The sequence below is a fragment of the Streptomyces sp. NPDC053493 genome (genome assembly GCF_044544825.1).
Taxonomy (GTDB): Bacteria; Actinomycetota; Actinomycetes; order Streptomycetales; family Streptomycetaceae; genus Streptomyces.
This window is the reverse complement of sequence record NZ_JBITXS010000014.1, coordinates 57,537-72,665: the sequence shown is the minus strand read 5'-3', so window position 1 is coordinate 72,665 and position 15,129 is coordinate 57,537. Positions and strand designations below refer to the sequence as shown.

Sequence of the window (15,129 nt, the reverse complement as noted above, 5' to 3'; positions counted from 1 at the left end):
GCGCGAACCCGCGGACGGTTTCGTACTGCTGACACACTCCCGTCACACAACGGCTCTACCGTCAAAGTCGGTTGTTCTCATCAAAGAAAGTTTGAAGCGAGGAGCTCCGACGTGCCGCAGATCGACCAGAACTCACGCCGCCGACGTCCCACCGGCCTCATCGCCCTGGACGAGTCGGCCGCGTACGACGGCCACACCCTCTACGCGCCGCTCACCGGAACCGGCGAGGTCTATCTCGTCGACCTCCACGGCCGCACCGTCCACCGCTGGGACCTGCCCTACCGCCCCGGCCGGCACGCCCGCCTGCTCCCCGACGGCACCCTCGCCTACAACGGCGTACTCCCCGGCGAGAAGGCCCTCTTCCCGATGTGGCACAAGTACCGCGGCGGCGTCATGCTCAAGGCGGCGCCCGACGGGACCGTCCTGAGCGAGCACCGGGACCCGCTCCAGCACCACGACGCCCACCACCTCGACGACGGACGCATCCTCTACACCGCGCTGGAGCCGCTCGCCGGCGCCGAGGCCGCGGCCGTACGCGGCGGAGTGCCCGGCTCCGAGGCCGCGGACGGCCTCGTCTGGGCCGACACCATCAAGGAGGTCGGCCCGGACGGCGAACTCCTGTGGTCCTGGCGCGCGGCCGACCACCTCGACCGCGAGGCGTTCCCGCTGCACGAGGCCTACGCCCGCGAGCACTGGCCGCTGATCAACAGCGTCACGCCGCTGCGCGACGGCAACATCCTCGCCAGCCTGCGCAGCGTCTCGGCCGTCGTCGTCATCAGCCGCGACACCGGCGAGATCCTCTGGCGCAGCCGTCCCGGCACCGTCAGCCAGCAGCACGCGCCCACCGAACTGGACGACGGCCGGCTGCTCGTCTTCGACAACGGCGTCTTCCGGCCCGGCAACGACGTGCCCTACTCCCGCGTCATCGAGATCGACCGGGCCGGCGGCGACATCGTGTGGGAGTACCACGACCCGGCCCGCGAGTTCTTCTTCGCGCCTTTCATGGGCTCCGCGCAGCGCCTGCCGAACGGCAACACGCTGGTCACCGACTCGCCGTCCGGCCGGCTCTTCGAGGTGACGAAGGACGGCTACCTGTGCTGGGAGTACGTCGTCCCGCACTTCGCCGGCTACGGCGAGAGCGAGGTGCGCGGCCTCTTCCCGTCCGAGCCCAACGCCGTCTTCCGCGCCTACCGTTACGCCGCGGCCGACATCCCCTGGCTGGAGACGCGCTCATGACCACCACCAGACGACCCGCCGAGGCCCGCGAGCCCGAAGCGCACCAGTCCGAGGTCCGCGAGCCCGAGGCCCGCGAGCCCGAGGCCGTCGACGCGCGCGTGCCGGTGCGCCGCCTCGCACCGCTGGCGGCCCAGCACGTCCTGGCGATGATCGCCGCCCCGGTCTCCACCGTCTTCCTCGTCTCCGGCACCCTGCGCATGACGCCCGCCGCCACCGCGTCCCTCCTCAGCGCCGTCCTGGTGCTGTGCGGCGCGGGCGCCCTGCTCCAGTCCCTCGGCGTGTGGCGGATCGGCGGCCGGCTGCCCTTCGTCATGCTGCCCGGCGGCGCCGCCACGGCCCTGTTCCTCCAGATCGCCCAGGAACACGGACCGGCGACCGCCTCCGGTGCCGTGCTGCTCGCGGCGGCGCTGCTGCTCGCGGTGCTGCCGCTCTACGCCCGGGTCGTCCGCCTCTTCCCGCCCCTGGTCATGGGCGTGACCGTGCTGCTCATCGGCATCGCGATGATCCGGGTCGCCGCCCGGCTCGTCACCGGCCCGGACGGCACCGGCGAGCCGCGCGCGGTGCTCCTCGCCGCTCTCACGGTCGCGGCGACCGTCACCGCGTACGTACTCCTGCGCGGCGTCTGGCGCCAGACCTCCGTCCTCATCGGCATGGCGGTGGGAACGGCCGCCGCGGCGGTCACCGGCCTCGGGACCTTCACTCCCGCGGCCGGCGACGGCTTCGCACTGCCGGGCCTGCTGCCCTTCGGAGCCCCGCGCTTCGACCTCGTGGCCGCCCTCCCGCTCCTGGTGTTCAGCCTCACCACGCTCGCCGAGATCACCGGACAGACCGTCCTCAACAGCGAGACCGTCGGGCGGACACCGGCTCCCGAGCGGGACGTCCCGCGCGTCGCCCGCGCCGACGCCCTCGTCTCGCTCGCCGGCGCCCTGTTCGGCACCTCCCTCATGGTCACCAGCGCCGAGAACATCGGCATCGGCCGGCTGACCGGAGTCCGCAGCCGCCATGTGACCGCCGGGGCCGGCGTGCTGCTCGTCGTCCTCGGCCTGGCCACGCCCGTCTCCCGGGCGATCGCCGGCATACCCGAAGCCGTCGTGGGCGGATCCGCCCTCGTCGTCTACGCCGTGATCGCCGTCATGGGCGTCGAGATGCTCCGCCGGGCCGACCTGTCCGGCACGGGTACGGGCAGCCTCACCGCCGCGCTCGCGCTCACGGTGGGCCTGCTGCCGCTGCTCAGCCCGGAGCTGTACGCGGGATTCCCCGGCTGGGCCCGCACGATCCTGGGCAGCGGAGTCGTCGCCGGCACCCTCACCGCCGTCCTCCTCACCGCGCTGCTCGGCCGGTTCGGCCCGGCCCGCGCCGACGGCCCGCGCAACGCGCCGGACGACCGCTGACCGATCCCCGCCCGCGCACCAGGGCCGCCCGCTCACGAAGGAGCGGGCGGCCCTGGTGCCGTCGTCACGGGCGCAGGCGAGGGCGGTCAGTCCAGGCCCAGGACGGCCGTCAGCACCGTCCGCAGCGCCGTCTCCGGGTCGTCCGACGGCCCCGCGGAGCGCCAGGCGACGAATCCGTCGGGCCGCACGAGCACCGCGCCGTCGGAGCTGACGCCGTGGAGCTCCGCCCAGTCCGTGTCGCCCAGCGGCGTGAGCTCCGCGTGCGCGCCCTCGCCGATGCGGTACGAGTCGACGGGCACCCCGAGGCGCTCCGCGACGTGCGCGGCCGCGTGGTGCCAGCTGCCGGTCGTGCCGGCCGAGCTCAGCAGGACGAGGTGCCGCTCGTACAGGTCGAGCGTGGATACCCGGGTGCCGGCGCGGTTCAGCCACATGTGGGGCGCCCGGCTGCCGGGCTCGCCCACCAGGCTCAGCCTGTCCGGCACCACCGGCTGGGCCGGGTCGGCGCCCTGGACCGCTCCGTGCGGGTAGCGGTAGCCGAGCGCCACGTTGAGGATGCCGCCGCGTCCGCCGGGGGGCCCGCCGGCGCCGGGCGCCGGAGCGTAACCCGGGTGGCTGTGCTCGACCGAGCGCGACGAGGCACGGGCGCTCGTCGCCTCCGCGACCGGCCGGCGCTCGGTGTCGTACGACTCGAGCAGGCCGCGGCCCGCCCAGCCGCCCAGGACGGCGGCCAGCTTCCAGGCGAGGTTGTGCGCGTCCTGGATACCGGTGTTGGAGCCGAAGGCACCGGTGGGCGGCATCTCGTGGGCCGAGTCGCCGGCGAGGAACACCCGCCCGTCCACGTACCGTTCGGCGATCCGCTCGGCGGCGTGCCACGGAGCGCGGCCCGTGATCTCCACGTGCAGATCGGGCACCCCGACGGCCCTGCGGATGTGCTCCCGGCAGCGCTCGTCGGTGAACTCCTCCAGCGTCTCGCCCCGTTCGGGATGCCAGGGCGCGTGGAACACCCACCGCTCCCGGTTGTCCACCGGCAGCAGCGCCCCGTCCGCCTCCGGGTTCGTCAGGTAGCAGACGATGAAGCGGCGGTCGCCGACCACGTCCGCGAGGTCGCGCGAGACGAAGGTGATGCTGACGTTGTGGAACAGGTCGCCCGGCCCGTTCTGGCCGATGCCGAGCGTCTCGCGCACGGGGCTGCGCGGACCGTCCGCGGCGACGAGGTAGTCCGCGCGGATGGTGGTGTGCTCACCGGTCTCGCGGCTCTTGACCCGCGCGGTCACTCCGTCGGCGTCCTGTTCGAACGACATCAGCTCCGTCGAGTAGCGCAGGTCCCCGCCCAGCTCGCGGGCCTCCGCCAGGAGCACCGGCTCCAGGTCGTTCTGGCTGCACAGGCACCAGCCCGCGGGACTGAACCGGGCGACGCCGCCACCCGGGTCGATCTCCCGGAACAGCCACTCCCCGACGTCGCCCACCAGGCTCGGGGTCTGCAGGATGCCGTTGTTGCGGCCCAGGACCGACGCGGCCTCCTCGATGCGCCGCTCCACCCCGGCGCCCCGGAACAGCTCCATCGTGCGGACGTTGTTCCCGCGGCCGCGCGGATGGATCGAGGTGCCCGCGTGGCGCTCGACGAGGGTGTGCGGCACGCCGAGCCGCCCCAGGAACAGCGAGGTGGACAGACCCACCAGAGAGCCGCCGACGATGAGGACGGGCGTGCGGTGACCGACCTCGCCGGCCTCTTCGAATCGGTTCATTGATCGCCTCCAGCGTCACCCACGACGCGAGTCAGGGATTGGGAAGCAGATTCATGCCCGGCCCGGACCGATTCGCGCGTTCGGGGCACCCGTATGACGCGCGGTTCACTCATCCGCCCCGTGGAAGTCGCGCGGATCGGCCCGGCTGCCAACTATCGGCACATGACGACCCCCGGCCTTTCGGGCACGGCGGGTCCCTCCCGACCCTCCCGGAAGAAGAGATGAGGTGCGTCGGATGACCCCCTCGGGACGAGTGTCGCAGTCGGCCTTCGACGGCTCCAGGCTGCGGGTGATCCTGCTGCTCGATCTGTACGAAGGCGCCCAGGAGCAGTTCCTGGAGGCGTACGAACTCATGCGGAAGCAGGTCGCCTCCGTCCCCGGTCACATCAGTGACCAGCTCTGCCAGTCCATCGAGAACCCCTCCCAGTGGCTCATCACCAGCGAGTGGGAGAGCGCCCCGCCGTTCCTCGCCTGGGTCAACAGCGAGGAGCACGTCGAAACCGTCAAGCCGATGCACAGCTGCGTCCGGGACACCCGGTCGATGCGCTACAGCATCCTGCGCGAGACCGGGGCACGGCAGCCGCTCTCGGCGGACCGGACCTCCAGGGGCACGCAGGAGGCGGCCCGGGTGGGCGACGGCGTGGCGCGCCACGCCCTGACCTTCACCGTCAAGCCGGGCTCCGAGTCGAAGGTCGCGGAGCTGCTCGCCGGATACGAGTCGCCCTCCGCCAAGGTCGACGAGAACACCCGGCTGCGCCGCACCTCGCTCTTCATGCACGGCAACCGCGTCGTGCGCTGCGTGGAGGTGGAGGGCGACCTCCTGGCGGCGCTGCGCCATGTCGCGCGCCAGCCCGAGGTGCGGGCGGTCGAGGAGGCCATCAACCCGTACCTGGAGCAGGACCGCGACCTCACCGACCCCGAGTCGGCGCGCGTGTTCTTCACCCGGGCCGCGCTCCCGGCCGTCCACCACGTGGTGTCCGACCGGCCGGCCCCGGCCGGCCTGCGGCGGCACGCGCTGTACTACCCGGCCAAGGAAGGCCGCGGCATGGACCTGGCCCGGCTGCTCGCCCACCAGGACCAGGCCGCCGCCGAGGACCCCGACAGCCCCGTCCACGGAAGCACCGTCTTCCAGCGGGACGACATCGTGGTGCGCCTCGTCGACATCACGACCGAGCTCGACCTGGACCCCGTCGCCTCGCTCGGCCTCAAGGGCCCCGGAAAGGCCGCGGAGCTGGAGCGCCTCCTCGACGGCGCCGCCATCGGCGTCGAGGGCTCCCTGGAGACCGAACGCAACATCAACCGGCTCCTGTCGCACGCCGACATGCTGCCCGTCACCGACCGCAGCTCTGCGGACTCCTGACGCACGGCCGCGGCCCGGACCGTCGCGTCCGGCCGCGGCCGTCACCCCGCACGCACCTGCCCCACTCGGAGGTATCAACCATGCTCCAGCAGCGTCCCCGCATCGTGAACCTGAGCGACACGGAGCCCAACCGCAGGCGTGGAGGTGACCTGCGGGCCATGCTCACACCGGCCACCGTGGGCTCCACCAGCGGCTTCATGGGCCTGGCCATCATTCAGCCCGGCGAGCGCATCGGTGAGCACTACCACCCGTACTCCGAGGAGTTCGTGTACGTCATCCAGGGCGCCCTCGAGGTGGACCTGGACGGCGACACGTACGCGCTCCAGCCCGACCAGGGCCTCCTGATCCCGATCGACATGCGCCACCGCTTCCGCAACGTCGGCGAGGTGGAGGCCCGGATGGTCTTCCACCTCGGCCCGCTCGCGCCGCGGCCGAGCCTCGGCCACGTCGACACGGAGGCCACCGAGAACGGCGAGCTCGCCGCCACCGGGCCGCACCTGACCGTGGGAGACCCCGGACAGGTCGCCGAGCGCAGCGGGGCCATCGAGTGACCCGGCGCGTGGCGGTCACCGGAATCGGGGTGGTCGCGCCCGGCGGCACGGGAGCGGCGGCGTTCTGGGACCTGCTCGCCAACGGCCGTACCGCGACCCGTGGCATCACCCTGTTCGATCCCGCCGGACTGCGCTCACGGATAGCCGCCGAGTGCGACTTCGACCCGGCCGCGCACGGCCTGGACCCGGAGCTGAGCGAGCACGCCGACCGGTACGTCCAGTTCGCCGTCGTCGCCGCCGGAGAAGCCGTACGCGACTCAGGCCTCGACACCGCCACGGAGGACCCCTGGCGCGTCGCGGTCTCCCTCGGCAGCGCGGTCGGCGGCACCACCCGCCTGGAACACGACTACGTCCTGGTCAGCGCGGCCGGACAGCGCTGGGACGTGGACCACCACGCGGCCGGACCGCAGCTGCACACCGCCTTCCAGCCGAGCACGCTGGCCGCGGTCGTGGCCGAGCGGTTCGGGGCCCGCGGGCCCGTCCAGACCGTCTCCACCGGCTGCACCTCCGGACTCGACGCGGTCGGCTACGCCTTCCACACCATCGAGGAGGGCCGCGCGGACGTCTGCATCGCCGGCGCCTCCGACTCGCCGATATCGCCGATCACGATGGCCTGCTTCGACGCCATCAAGGCGACCTCGCCCGACAACGACGACGCCGAGCACGCCTCCAAGCCCTTCGACAACCGCCGCAACGGCTTCGTCATGGGAGAGGGCGCGGCGGTCCTCGTCCTGGAGGAGTACGAGCACGCCCGCGCCCGCGGCGCGCACGTCTACTGCGAGATCAGCGGCTACGCCACCTACGGCAACGCCTACCACATGACCGGTCTGACCACGGAGGGACTCGAGATGTCCCGGGCGATCGACACCGCGCTCGCCCAGGCCAGGCTCGACCCCACGAAGATCGACTACGTCAACGCGCACGGCTCCGGCACCCGCCAGAACGACCGGCACGAGACCGCCGCCGTGAAGCGCTCCCTCGGCGCCCACGCCTACGACACGCCCATGAGCTCCATCAAATCCATGGTGGGTCACTCGCTCGGCGCGATCGGCGCGATAGAGGTCGCCGCCTGCGTGCTCGCCCTCAAGCACCAGGTGGTGCCTCCGACGGCCAACTACGAGATCCCCGACCCCGAGTGCGACCTGGATTACGTGCCGCGCACCGCCCGCCCGCGAAAGCTGAGGAACGTGCTCTCCGTGGGCAGCGGATTCGGCGGCTTCCAGTCGGCGGTGCTCATGACAGGGCCGGGCGGGAGGACACGATGAGCACCAAGCCAGGGCCGGCGGCCCTCACCGGGATCGGGGTGATCGCCCCGAACGGACTGGACGCCGACGCGTACTGGAAGTCCGTACGGGAAGGCCTCGGGTTCCTCGGCAGGATCACCCGCGAGGGATGCGAGCACCTGCCCCTGAAGGTCGCCGGCCAGGTCGAGGGCTTCGACGCCTCGGCCCTCATCGAGGAGCGCTTCCTCGTCCAGACCGACCGGTTCACCCACTACGCCATGGCGGCCGCCCGGCTCGCCCTCGACGACGCCGGCCTCGGCCGCGAGGCGGCGGACCCCGACGAGCCCTTCTCCATCGGCGTCGTCACCGCCGCCGGTTCCGGCGGCGGCGAGTTCGGCCAGCGCGAGCTGCAGAAACTGTGGGGACAGGGCTCCAAGTTCGTCGGCCCCTACCAGTCCATCGCCTGGTTCTACGCGGCGAGCACCGGCCAGATCTCCATCCGGCACGGCTTCAAGGGGCCGTGCGGGGTCGTCGCGAGCGACGAGGCCGGCGGCCTCGACGCCCTCGCCCACGCGGCCCGGGCCGTACGGCGCGGAACCGGCGCCGTGGTCGTCGGAGCCGCCGAGGCGCCGCTCGCCCCGTACTCGATGGTGTGCCAGCTCGGCTACCGCGAACTGAGCACCGTCGAGGAACCCGACCGCGCCTACCGGCCCTTCACGGCGGGCGCCCGCGGCTTCGTGCCCGCCGAGGGCGGCGCCATGCTCGTCGTCGAGGACGAGACCCGGGCCCGCGACCGGGGCGCCACGATCCGGGCCTACGTCGCCGGCCACGGCGCCACGTTCACCGGCGCCTCGCGCTGGAAGGAGTCCCGGGAGGGACTCGCCCGCGCGATCCGGGTCGCCCTCGACGAGGCCGGCTGCGCGCCCGAGGAGATCGACGTCGTGTTCGCCGACGCCCTGGGCGTACCGGAGGCCGACCGGGCCGAGGCGCTCGCGCTCGCCGACGCACTGGGAGCGCACGCCACCCGCGTCCCCGTGACGGCGCCCAAGACCGGCATCGGGCGCGCCTACTGCGGCGCTCCCGTGCTCGACACGGCCGCCGCGGTGCTCGCCATGGAACACGGCCTCGTGCCCCCGACACCCCACGTGTTCGACATCACCTGCGACCTCGACCTGGTGACGTCCCGCGCTCGCCCCGCCGAGCTGCGCACGGCCCTGGTCCTCAGCCGGGGACTCATGGGATCCAACGCGGCGCTGGTGCTGCGCCGCGGTGGCGACTCCGCCCGGTAGCACCGGGCGGGAAAGGAGAGACACACATGATCACCAAGGAACTGACCTTCGAGGAACTGGCCACGCTGATGAAGCAGTCGGCCGGCGTCACGGTCGACCCGCGCCAGCTCGAGCAGGCGCCGGACGCCCCGTTCGCCACCCTCGGCGTCGACTCGCTCGGCCTGCTCGGCATCGTCGGCGAGCTGGAGAACCGCTACAGCCTGTCGCTGCCCACCGACGCCGAGCGCTGCAAGACGCCGGCCGAGTTCGTCGGCCTCGTCAACACCACCCTGAAGACCGGAGTCTGACGTGACCGGACACACCGACAACAGCATCACCATCGACGCCCCGCTCGACCTCGTGTGGGACATCACCAACGACATCGAGAACTGGCCCCGGCTCTTCAGCGAGTACGCCTCCGTCGAGGTGCTCTCCCGCGAGGGCGACACCACCACCTTCCGCCTCACCATGCACCCGGACGAGAACGGGAAGGTGTGGAGCTGGGTCTCGGAGCGCACCGTGGACCGCGCGAACCGGACCGTGCGCGCCCGCCGCGTCGAGACCGGCCCGTTCGCGCACATGAACATCCGCTGGGAGTACACGGAACTGCCCGGCGGCGTCCAGATGCGCTGGGTGCAGGACTTCGCGATGAAGCCCGACGCCCCGGTCGACGACGAGTGGATGACGGACAACATCAACCGCAACTCCCGCGTCCAGATGGCACTGATCAGGGACCGCATCGTGCAGGCCGCCGGCGAACCGAGCCGCGCACCGGTCCTGCCCGCCTGACCGCACCCTCAGGAAGGGACACCCGATGCACCACGCCCTGATCGTCGCCCGCATGGCGCCCGGTTCGGCGCCGGCGATCGCCGACGTGTTCGCCGAGTCAGACCGCGGTGAACTCCCGCACCTGGTCGGCGTGACCCGGCGCAGCCTCTTCCAGTTCGGCGAGGTCTATCTGCACCTCATCGAGGCCGAGCAGGACCCGGCGCCCGCCATCGCCAAGCTGACCGGGCACCCGGAGTTCCGCAGCACCAGCGAGAAGCTGTCGGCGTACGTCAGCGCGTACGACCCGGCCACCTGGCGCAGCCCCAAGGACGCCATGGCGCACTGCTTCTACCGCTGGGAGGCCGGTGCCCGCACCTGAGCGAGCCCGGCGGAGAGACCCGAGGCCGCCCGCCCCGCGACAGACGCGGAGCGGGCGGCCTCGGGTTCTCGCCGTGTGCCCGGCTCAGGCGGGCGGCACGGTGCACTCGAAGGCGTGCAGATACGCGTTGACCGGCCGGATCTCTCCGATGACCAGACCCGCGTCCGTCAGCCGGTCGACCATGCTCTGCCGGGTGTGCTTCGCACCGCCCACGTTGAGGAGCAGCAGCAGGTCCATGGCCGTGGTGAACCGCATCGACGGCGTGTCGTCCACGAGGTTCTCGATCACCACGACCCGGGCGCCGGGGAGCGCCGCCCGGCGGACGTTGGCCAGCGTCCTGCGGGTGCTGTCGTCGTCCCACTCCAGGATGTTCTTGATGATGTACACATCCGCCCGGACGGGGATGTCCTCCCGGCAGTCACCGGCCACCACACGGGCCCGGGAGGCCAGCGCGCCGCCCTCGCGCAGCCGCGGATCGGCGTTGCCCACCACTCCGGGCAGGTCGAGCAGTGTGCCGTGCAGGGCCGGGTGCTTCTCCAGCAGACTCGCCAGCACGTGTCCCTGGCCGCCGCCGATGTCGGCGACCGAGGACACACCGGTCAGGTCGAGCAGCTCGGCGACGTCCTGCGCGGACTGCCGGCTCGACGTCGTCATGGCCCGGTTGAACACGTGCGCCGACTCGGGCGCCTCCTCGTTGAGGTAGGTGAAGAACTCCCGGTCGTACACGTCCTGGAAGACGTTGCGGCCGGAGCGCACCGCCTCGTCGAGCCTGGGCCAGACGTCCCACGTCCACGGCTCCGTGCACCACAGCGCGATGTAGCGCAGGCTGTGCGGGTCGTCCTCGCGCAGCAGCCGGGACATGTCGGTGTGCGCGAAGGTGCCGTCGGGGCGCTCCGTGAAGACGCCCTGGCAGGACAGGGCGCGCAGCAGCCGGCGCAGGGTGCGCGGCTCGGTCTTCACCTCGGCCGCGAGCGCCTCCGCGGTCATGGGCGTGTCGCCCAGCGCGTCCGCCACACCCAGACGGGCGGCGGCGCGTACGGCGGCGGCGCACGCCGCCCCGAAAACGAGCTCCCTCAGCCGCATGGGCGGCGGGGGAGCGGGATCCACAGTGGTCATGTGTTCGCCTTGCCTTTGCTGTCGTGCCGTGGAGAGGGAGCGGTGGCCGGTCCGTGCCGAGGACGCGGCCGCCGTGCGGAGCCGGCCGCCGGGAGGGTCCGGCCGCCGTGGGGGAGCCGGTTGCCGGGAGGGGCCGGGCGCCGTGGGGAGCCGGTCAGCACATGCCGGCGGGCTCGGAGACCTTGCAGGTGTTGCCGCGGAAGGTGTTGCCCTTGCCGGTGTCCCGGTTGGCCAGGTCCGCCGTGCCGTTGCGCAGCACGACGTTGTCGCGGATCTCGTTCCGCTCGTTGACGGCGCCCACGAAGCTCTTGAACAGCACGATGCCGCCGGACAGCGGGGACGCGCCCACGTTGTCCACGACCCGGTTGTCCGCGACGAGCGTGTCCTCGGTGCCGGTGAGGACGATCCCGGAGCCCTGCAGGGCGGGCAGCCGGGGCGTCTTCGGGCACGACTTGTTGTTGGCGTGGATGTGGTTGCGGCGCACCGTCATCGCCCCGGCGCGCGGCGCGGACTCGTCGCCCACCACGAACACCGCGGCGCAGTTGCCGGTCGCCTCGTTGCGCTCGACGGTCAGGTTCCGCAGCCGCCGGACCGTGACGCCGATCCGGTTGCCGGACAGCCGGTTGTGGGCGACCAGCGTGCCTCCGGCGTCGGTGGCGCCGCCCTCCTCGTCGACCGTGTTGGCCAGGAACAGCCCGGCGTCGCCGTTGTCCCGGGCGATGTTGTGGCTGAGCTCGCCGCGCACCGACCTCTGCTCGGCGATGCCCCAGGTGCCGTTCTTCTCGGACGTCACCCGCCGGACCCGCAGCCGGTCCGTCCACGACGCCCACAGGCCGGACTTGGCGAAGCCCCGGACCGTCAGCGAGCGCACCGTGACTCCGTCGACGGGACGGTCCTTCGTCCCGATGACGCAGATGCCGTGCCCGGCCTTCGCGCACGCGTTGCCGGCGTCGGCCGCACCGGGAACGATCACGGTGGGGCGGGCGCCGGAGCCGCGCAGCGTCAGTCGCGGTGTGGTGACGAGGACGCTCTCCCGGTAGGTGCCGGGGGAGAGGAGGACGATGTCTCCCGGCGCGGCGGCGTCCACGGCCTTCTGGATGGATTCACCGGGCCCGACACGGTGCACGTGCACGGCCCGGCCGTCCGCCGTCGGTGCGGCGGCGCCCACGCCCGACGCCGCGAGAGCCGCGGTGCATGCCAGGAGGGCGATCTGTCGTTTGGTCATACGGCGAAGCTAGGAGCGTGAGTTCGGCCCGGCCACCGCACTAGCCCGTTCGCCCGCCGGGCCCTTTCCCGCCGTTCGTCCCGGCCGGTCCGCCGTGACCTGCGGCGATGATCACGGCGAGGACGATCAAGCGCCCGACCGGGGGACACCCGCGCGTGCTGCTCCCGTTGCGGTGATCACGGCGCGGGGTTTCCCTCGTGCACGGAGCACAGCACAGGCGCCGCGCGGCCCCGCCGGCCAGGAGGCTCCGCCGAAGGAGAAGCAAGAATGCGCCTCGCACGAACCGGTCCACGTCTCGCCCTGATCCTGGGCGCCCTCGTCCTGTCCGCTCCCACCGCCGTGGCCGTCGCCGCGGAGCCCGCCGCCGGCGCGGCCGCCGGCGACGTCCGGATCAACCCGGGGAAGGCGGCTCCCGGCTCCACCGTCACCGTCAGCACCTCCGCCTGCGGCGAGGAGACGTACGGCAAGGGCGAGTCGGAGGCGGGCGGCCCGTTCCACCTGCTGCCGGGCGACCGCAAGGGCGTTCTGGTGGGTGAGTTCCAGGTGCCCGACGACGCCGTCTCCGGCACGGACACCGTGACCCTCAAGTGCCCGCCCCGGACCAAACAGACCGTCACCTACCAGATCTCCGGGCGCCCGCACGGCGGCGTCGACGCCGGCTTCGGCTGGGCCGCCGCGGGCGGCGCGGACGGTACCGACGGACGGGACGCCCAGCTCGCCCTCGGCGGGCTGCTGCTCGCCGGTGCGGTCGCCGGCGGGGTGATCCGGCTGCGCCGGCGCGCCACGGACGCGCCGCCCTCGGCATGACGGCCTGCCTCCCGGCCCGGCTCCGCGCGGAGCGCCGGGAGGTCCGGCGCCGGGCGGGGACGCGCCGGACAGGGACGCACCGGGTGGGGACACGACGGGAGGTCCGGCGCCGGGCGGGGACGCGACGGGCATGAGGAACGTCTTCCGGCCGAGGACCACCGGAGCACCGCCGCGGCGGGTGCCGTCGGTCCAGCTGCTCGTCTGGACGGCGCTCGCCGGCACGCTGCTGCTCGCCCACGCGGCGGGCGAGGACGGCCCGCCGCGGCCCACCGCCGCCCTGGCCCCGCCGGCCGCCGCTCCGGCCGCCGTCCGCGCCCGTCCGCACCGCCCCGAGCCCCGGCCGCTGCCCGCCTCGGACCCGGTGCGGATCGGCATCCCCGCCATCGGCGTCGACGCCCCGCTGACGCCCCTGGAGCTGGACGGCGACGGAGTCCTGCACGCCCCGCCCGCCGACGCCCCGACCGTGGCCGGCTGGTACGCCGACGGCACCTCGCCCGGCGCGCCGGGCACGGCCGTCGTGGCGGGACACGTGGACACCACGCTCGGCCCGGCCGTCTTCCACCGCCTCGCCGCCCTCCGCCCGGGCGCCGCCATCGCGGTCCTGCGCGAGGACGGCCGCACCGCCCTCTTCACGGTCGACGCGGTCGAGCTCCACGCGAAGGACCGTTTCCCCGACGACAAGGTCTACGGCGACTCCGACCGCCCGGAACTGCGCCTGATCACCTGCGGCGGCGACTGGTCCAGGAGCACCGGCTACCGGGCCAACACCGTCGTGTTCGCGACCCTGACCGGAACGAGGTAGCGCCCGCATGAGCGCAATGGAACTGACCAGCAGCGCCTTCGCCGACCACACGGTGATCCCCCGCCGGCACAGCGGGGAGGGCGAGAACGTCTCACCACCGCTGGCCTGGTCGGGAGTGCCCGCCGAGGCCACCGAGCTGGTGCTGCTGTGCGAGGACCCGGACGCGCCGGGAGCGACCTTCGTGCACTGGCTGGTCACGGGCATCGATCCCGGCGTCACGGGTGTGGCGGAGGACCAGAAACCGCCCGGCGGTCTGCCGTGGCCGAACGGCTTCGGGCGGGTCGGCTGGAGCGGACCGATGCCGCCGCCCGGACACGGGCCGCACCGCTACTTCTTCCGCCTCTACGCCCTGTCCGAGCCGCTGCCGCTGCACGGCCACCCGGGCGCCGACGACGTGCACCGCGCCCTGGAGGGCAGGGAACTGGCCTCCGCCACCCTGGTCGGGACCTATCAGCGCTGAGCCGGCCCGGCGTCGCCGGACGCGAGCAGGCCGGGCAGGTCGGCGAAGGAGTCGAGGACGTGGTCCGGCGTGCCGGAGGCGGCGCGGTGCGTCTCGGGAAGGTACTTGCCCGTCCGCACCAGGACGCCGGTGATCCCGGCCCGCTGCGCGGCCAGGACGTCGGACTCGATGTCGTCGCCGATCATCAGCGCCTCCGACGCGTCGGCGTCGAGATGGGCGAGGGCGCTCGCGAAGAACGCGGGCGCGGGCTTGCCCGTCACCTCGGCCTCGGTGCGGGCGGCCTTCTCGAGCCCTTCGAGGAACGCCCCGGTGTCCAGGTCGAGGCCTTCCTCGGTGCGCCAGTAGAGATTGCGGTGCATGGACACCAGCCGGGCGCCGCGGTTCAGTTGCCGGAAGACCCGGTTGAGGGCCTCGTAGCCGAACTCGGGTCCCGCGCCGCCCAGCACGACGACGTCGGCGTCGCCCTCCTCGACGAGGGTGACGCCCGGCAGGTCGTCGCGTACGTCGCCGCTGTTGAGCAGCAGGCAGCGCGCGCCGGGACAGTGCTCCCGCAGATACGCCGCCGTGGCCGCCGGAGCGGTCAGGACGTCCTCGGCGGCCACCGGGAAGCCGAGGCCGGCCAGGCGTTCGGCGATGACGGCCCGGGTGCGGGAGGTGTTGTTGGTGACCAGCGCGACGCGGAGACCCGCGTCGCGCAGCCGCTCCAGGGCCGGGACCGCGCCCGGCAGGGCCTTCCAGGAGACGGTGAGGACGCCGTCGATGTCGACCAGGACCGCTCGGATTCGCTCCATGAAAGCG

16 protein-coding genes are annotated in these 15,129 nt (G+C 73.2%); 12 read left to right on the top strand and 4 right to left on the bottom strand.

Annotated elements, in window-relative coordinates; genetic code table 11:
* Nucleotides 1-111: 111 nt before the first annotated feature.
* Both ACIGO8_RS30255 and ACIGO8_RS30250 read left to right on the top strand, forming a co-directional pair.
* Nucleotides 112-1,236, top strand: coding sequence for an aryl-sulfate sulfotransferase (locus ACIGO8_RS30255; RefSeq protein WP_399737285.1), 1,125 nt, complete (start codon nt 112-114; stop codon nt 1,234-1,236).
* Complete coding sequence (locus ACIGO8_RS30250) at nt 1,233-2,627, top strand: uracil-xanthine permease family protein (protein WP_399737283.1); 1,395 nt, start codon at nt 1,233-1,235, stop codon at nt 2,625-2,627. Before ACIGO8_RS30255 ends, ACIGO8_RS30250 begins: the two co-directional genes overlap by 4 nt.
* 86 nt (nt 2,628-2,713) lie before the next feature.
* On the opposite strand, the gene ACIGO8_RS30245 is transcribed toward ACIGO8_RS30250, so the two are convergent.
* Entirely contained in the window at nt 2,714-4,372 is a 1,659-nt protein-coding gene (locus tag ACIGO8_RS30245; protein ID WP_399737281.1) for an FAD-dependent oxidoreductase, read from the bottom strand.
* A 235-nt stretch (nt 4,373-4,607) separates the two neighbouring features.
* On the opposite strand from ACIGO8_RS30245, the gene ACIGO8_RS30240 reads away from it, so the two are divergent.
* From ACIGO8_RS30240 to ACIGO8_RS30210, 7 genes are all read left to right on the top strand, one after another.
* Nucleotides 4,608-5,732, top strand: a complete 1,125-nt coding sequence (locus ACIGO8_RS30240; RefSeq protein WP_399737279.1) for a SchA/CurD-like domain-containing protein — start codon at nt 4,608-4,610, stop codon at nt 5,730-5,732.
* 80 nt (nt 5,733-5,812) lie between these two features.
* Nucleotides 5,813-6,283, top strand: a complete 471-nt coding sequence (locus tag ACIGO8_RS30235) for a cupin domain-containing protein (RefSeq protein WP_399737277.1) — start codon at nt 5,813-5,815, stop codon at nt 6,281-6,283.
* Nucleotides 6,280-7,548 carry a beta-ketoacyl-[acyl-carrier-protein] synthase family protein gene (locus tag ACIGO8_RS30230; protein WP_399737275.1) on the top strand — a complete coding sequence of 423 codons (1,269 nt, stop codon included), beginning with the start codon at nt 6,280-6,282 and terminating at the stop codon, nt 7,546-7,548. The genes ACIGO8_RS30235 and ACIGO8_RS30230 overlap by 4 nt, the downstream gene beginning before the upstream one ends.
* The gene (locus ACIGO8_RS30225; protein WP_399737273.1) at nt 7,545-8,795 is read left to right on the top strand and encodes a ketosynthase chain-length factor; all 1,251 of its coding nucleotides are present in this window, start codon (nt 7,545-7,547) and stop codon (nt 8,793-8,795) included. The genes ACIGO8_RS30230 and ACIGO8_RS30225 overlap by 4 nt, the downstream gene beginning before the upstream one ends.
* A gap of 26 nt (nt 8,796-8,821) precedes the next feature.
* The gene (locus ACIGO8_RS30220; protein WP_399737271.1) at nt 8,822-9,082 is read left to right on the top strand and encodes an acyl carrier protein; all 261 of its coding nucleotides are present in this window, start codon (nt 8,822-8,824) and stop codon (nt 9,080-9,082) included.
* A gap of 1 nt (nt 9,083) precedes the next feature.
* The gene (locus ACIGO8_RS30215; protein WP_399737269.1) at nt 9,084-9,563 is read left to right on the top strand and encodes an SRPBCC family protein; all 480 of its coding nucleotides are present in this window, start codon (nt 9,084-9,086) and stop codon (nt 9,561-9,563) included.
* 25 nt (nt 9,564-9,588) lie between these two features.
* Nucleotides 9,589-9,921, top strand: a complete 333-nt coding sequence (locus ACIGO8_RS30210; protein WP_399737267.1) for a TcmI family type II polyketide cyclase — start codon at nt 9,589-9,591, stop codon at nt 9,919-9,921.
* Nucleotides 9,922-10,005: 84 nt separating this feature from the next.
* On the opposite strand, the gene ACIGO8_RS30205 is transcribed toward ACIGO8_RS30210, so the two are convergent.
* Together ACIGO8_RS30205 and ACIGO8_RS30200 are read right to left on the bottom strand one after the other, a co-directional pair.
* Complete coding sequence (locus ACIGO8_RS30205) at nt 10,006-11,037, bottom strand: methyltransferase (protein WP_399737265.1); 1,032 nt, start codon at nt 11,035-11,037, stop codon at nt 10,006-10,008.
* A gap of 154 nt (nt 11,038-11,191) precedes the next feature.
* Nucleotides 11,192-12,262 (bottom strand): nitrous oxide reductase family maturation protein NosD, encoded by a 1,071-nt coding sequence (locus ACIGO8_RS30200; RefSeq protein ID WP_399737263.1) that lies wholly within the window; start codon nt 12,260-12,262, stop codon nt 11,192-11,194.
* A gap of 267 nt (nt 12,263-12,529) precedes the next feature.
* Here ACIGO8_RS30200 and ACIGO8_RS30195 point away from each other — a divergent pair, with 267 nt between their 5' ends.
* From ACIGO8_RS30195 to ACIGO8_RS30185, 3 genes are all read left to right on the top strand, one after another.
* Complete coding sequence (locus ACIGO8_RS30195; RefSeq protein ID WP_399737261.1) at nt 12,530-13,069, top strand: sortase; 540 nt, start codon at nt 12,530-12,532, stop codon at nt 13,067-13,069.
* Nucleotides 13,070-13,199: 130 nt separating this feature from the next.
* Nucleotides 13,200-13,871, top strand: a complete 672-nt coding sequence (locus ACIGO8_RS30190; protein ID WP_399737259.1) for a class F sortase — start codon at nt 13,200-13,202, stop codon at nt 13,869-13,871.
* 7 nt (nt 13,872-13,878) lie between these two features.
* A complete protein-coding gene (locus tag ACIGO8_RS30185) occupies nt 13,879-14,331 on the top strand; it encodes a YbhB/YbcL family Raf kinase inhibitor-like protein (RefSeq protein WP_399737257.1) in 453 nt (150 codons plus the stop codon).
* On the opposite strand, the gene ACIGO8_RS30180 is transcribed toward ACIGO8_RS30185, so the two are convergent.
* Nucleotides 14,322-15,122 (bottom strand): TIGR01458 family HAD-type hydrolase, encoded by an 801-nt coding sequence (locus ACIGO8_RS30180; RefSeq protein ID WP_399737255.1) that lies wholly within the window; start codon nt 15,120-15,122, stop codon nt 14,322-14,324. The genes ACIGO8_RS30185 and ACIGO8_RS30180 overlap by 10 nt on opposite strands.
* Between the last annotated feature and the right edge of the window lie 7 nt (nt 15,123-15,129).

Excerpts from the sequence above, each read along its gene's own strand:
- ACIGO8_RS30205 (WP_399737265.1), bottom strand. The coding sequence starts at position 11,037 with ATGACCACTGTGGATCCCGCTCCCCCGCCGCCCATGCGGCTGAGGGAG.
- ACIGO8_RS30180 (WP_399737255.1), bottom strand. The coding sequence starts at position 15,122 with ATGGAGCGAATCCGAGCGGTCCTGGTCGACATCGACGGCGTCCTCACC.
- ACIGO8_RS30185 (WP_399737257.1), top strand. The coding sequence starts at position 13,879 with ATGAGCGCAATGGAACTGACCAGCAGCGCCTTCGCCGACCACACGGTG.
- ACIGO8_RS30250 (WP_399737283.1), top strand. The coding sequence starts at position 1,233 with ATGACCACCACCAGACGACCCGCCGAGGCCCGCGAGCCCGAAGCGCAC.
- ACIGO8_RS30190 (WP_399737259.1), top strand. The coding sequence starts at position 13,200 with ATGAGGAACGTCTTCCGGCCGAGGACCACCGGAGCACCGCCGCGGCGG.
- ACIGO8_RS30235 (WP_399737277.1), top strand. The coding sequence starts at position 5,813 with ATGCTCCAGCAGCGTCCCCGCATCGTGAACCTGAGCGACACGGAGCCC.
- ACIGO8_RS30245 (WP_399737281.1), bottom strand. The coding sequence starts at position 4,372 with ATGAACCGATTCGAAGAGGCCGGCGAGGTCGGTCACCGCACGCCCGTC.
- ACIGO8_RS30195 (WP_399737261.1), top strand. The coding sequence starts at position 12,530 with ATGCGCCTCGCACGAACCGGTCCACGTCTCGCCCTGATCCTGGGCGCC.
- ACIGO8_RS30240 (WP_399737279.1), top strand. The coding sequence starts at position 4,608 with ATGACCCCCTCGGGACGAGTGTCGCAGTCGGCCTTCGACGGCTCCAGG.
- ACIGO8_RS30210 (WP_399737267.1), top strand. The coding sequence starts at position 9,589 with ATGCACCACGCCCTGATCGTCGCCCGCATGGCGCCCGGTTCGGCGCCG.
- ACIGO8_RS30220 (WP_399737271.1), top strand. The coding sequence starts at position 8,822 with ATGATCACCAAGGAACTGACCTTCGAGGAACTGGCCACGCTGATGAAG.
- ACIGO8_RS30200 (WP_399737263.1), bottom strand. The coding sequence starts at position 12,262 with ATGACCAAACGACAGATCGCCCTCCTGGCATGCACCGCGGCTCTCGCG.
- ACIGO8_RS30225 (WP_399737273.1), top strand. The coding sequence starts at position 7,545 with ATGAGCACCAAGCCAGGGCCGGCGGCCCTCACCGGGATCGGGGTGATC.